Source organism: Pseudonocardia sp. SID8383 (assembly GCF_009864975.1).
In the GTDB taxonomy this organism is placed as follows: Bacteria; Actinomycetota; Actinomycetes; order Mycobacteriales; family Pseudonocardiaceae; genus Pseudonocardia; species Pseudonocardia alni.
This window is the reverse complement of sequence record NZ_WWFY01000929.1, coordinates 1-2054: the sequence shown is the minus strand read 5'-3', so window position 1 is coordinate 2054 and position 2054 is coordinate 1. Positions and strand designations below refer to the sequence as shown.

Sequence of the window (2054 nt, the reverse complement as noted above, 5' to 3'; positions counted from 1 at the left end):
CCGCCGCCGCACCCGAACCGCGGGGCCACCGCGCTGTCGGTGCTCACCGCCCTGACCCAGACCCTCGCGACGGCCGGTGCCCGGCGCCGCCGCCCGGTCACCCCGGTGGACCGCACGCTGCTCGTCGAGGTGCACGCCGTGCGCCGTCCCTGCCCCGACGTCGCCGAGCTCGACCTCGTCCCGGCGGGCGCCGAGCCGCTTCCGGGCTGGCGGCCCGGCGCGCACGTCGACGTCGAGCTGCCCTCGGGGGTCATGCGCCAGTACTCGCTGTGCGGCGACCCGGACGACCGGTCGGTGTACCGGATCGCGGTACGGAAGGTGCCCGGGGGCACCGGCTCGCACGAGATGCACGCCCTGCGCCCCGGGGTGCGGCTGCGGCTGCACGGCCCGCGCAACGCCTTCCCGCTGGCCACGGCGCCGTCGTACCTGTTCGTCGCCGGCGGCATCGGGATCACCCCGATCGCGCCGATGGTCCGGGCCGCGCACGCCGCCGGGGTGCCGTGGCGGCTGGTGCACACCGGCCGGGACCGGGCGTCGATGCCACTGTCGGACGCACTGGCCGTGCTGGCCCCGGACCGGGTCCTGCGCCGCCCCGACGACGTCGCGGGTGTCCCGTCGGCGGCCGAGCTGCTGTCCGGGACCGACGCCGACGCCGCCGTCTACTGCTGCGGCCCGCCGCCGATGATCGAGTCGCTGCGCCGGGCGCTCCCCGCAGGGCAGCGGTTCCACTCCGAGCGGTTCTCCCCGCCCCCGATCCGCGACGGCCGCCCGTTCACCGTCCGGATCGCCGGTGGCCCGGACGTCGCGGTCCCCGCCGACCGCACCGCGCTGGACGCGGTCCGCGCGCTGCGCCCGGACGTGCCGTACTCGTGCCGGCAGGGGTTCTGCGGGACCTGCCACGTCCGGCTCGTGGAGGGCACCACCGTGGGCGACCCGGCCGGGCCGGGTCTGACCGCGCTGTGTGTCGGGCGGGCCACGGACGGGACGATCGTCGTCGATCTCGGGCGCTGAGGCGTGGGGTCCGTACCCTCGTCGGTGATGACCTCACCCGCACGTCCACCCCGGCGTATGACGCCCGAGGCCCGCCGCGCACAGCTCGTGTCCGCCGCGCTCGACCTCTACGGCGCCCGCTCGCCGGAGGAGGTGGCCGTCGAGGACGTCACCCGGGCCGCGGACGTGTCCCGGGCGCTGTTCTACCGGTACTTCTCCGGGATGGAGGAGCTGCACGTCGCGGCGCTGGGCAGCGTCGCCGAGGAGCTCATCGACCGGGTCGCGCTGCCCACCGAGGGCCCGCTGGACGGGCAGCTGGCCGACGCGCTGGACGTGTTCCTCGACGTCGTCGGCCGGCATTCGCGGGCCTACATCGCGCTGCTGCGCAGCGGTTCGGTCGTCTCCACCGGGGAGACCGACGCCATGGTCGACGGCGTGCGCGACCACATCGTGGACCTGCTGTGCGTGCGCGGCGGCGTCCCCGACCCGACCCCGCTGCAGCTGATGACCCTGCGCGGCTGGGTCGCGCTGGTCGAGGGCTCGGTGCTGGTGTGGCTGGAGGCGGGCCGGGTGCCCGCCCACGCCGAGCTGCGGGACTGGCTGGTGGAGCAGCTGTTCGCGATGCTCGGGGTCACCGTCGCCCGCGACCCGGACGCTCAGTTCTCCACGACGCCGAGCGCGTTGGGCACCAGCCGGTAGGCGTCCTCGGACGGGCTGTTCACGACCTGGTCGCGGAACACCATCGTCGAGGAGCCGCCGCCGTCGAGGTTGACGCCGTCGACGGCGCCCGCCCGGCGCAACTGCTCGGCGGTCTCGGCCAGGGTGATCCCGACCGAGGTCGACTCGCGGCCGTCGGCGGTGAGCAGGATCAGCCGTCCCTGCGCGGTGAGGCCCGCGGCGCTGCGCGGGTCGCGCGAGCGGGCGTCCAACCCGGCGACGGGTGTGCCGTCGCGCAGGATCGGTGACGCCCCGACCGCGGTCCGCGGCACGGTCCCCGACGCGGCGGTGAGCGCCTGCCGCACGGTGACACGGTCGCCGACGGCGAGCCCGCGCAGCGCGGCGGC

The 2054-nt window shown here is 76.5% G+C and carries 3 protein-coding genes; 2 read left to right on the top strand and 1 reads right to left on the bottom strand.

Translation table 11 applies throughout. The features are described from left to right. Both GTW08_RS22345 and GTW08_RS22340 read left to right on the top strand, forming a co-directional pair. Nucleotides 1–1011: PDR/VanB family oxidoreductase (locus tag GTW08_RS22345; protein ID WP_161152471.1), on the top strand; the 1011-nt coding region annotated here is incomplete at its 5' end. A 27-nt stretch (nucleotides 1012–1038) separates the two neighbouring features. Continuing rightward, entirely contained in the window at nucleotides 1039–1689 is a 651-nt protein-coding gene (locus tag GTW08_RS22340; protein ID WP_073574450.1) for a TetR/AcrR family transcriptional regulator, read from the top strand. On the opposite strand, the gene GTW08_RS22335 is transcribed toward GTW08_RS22340, so the two are convergent. Further along, nucleotides 1647–2054, bottom strand: a 408-nt coding sequence (locus tag GTW08_RS22335) for a phosphodiester glycosidase family protein (RefSeq protein ID WP_161152470.1), incomplete at its 5' end; no start/stop codon positions are given. The two genes, GTW08_RS22340 and GTW08_RS22335, sit on opposite strands and share 43 nt — an antisense overlap.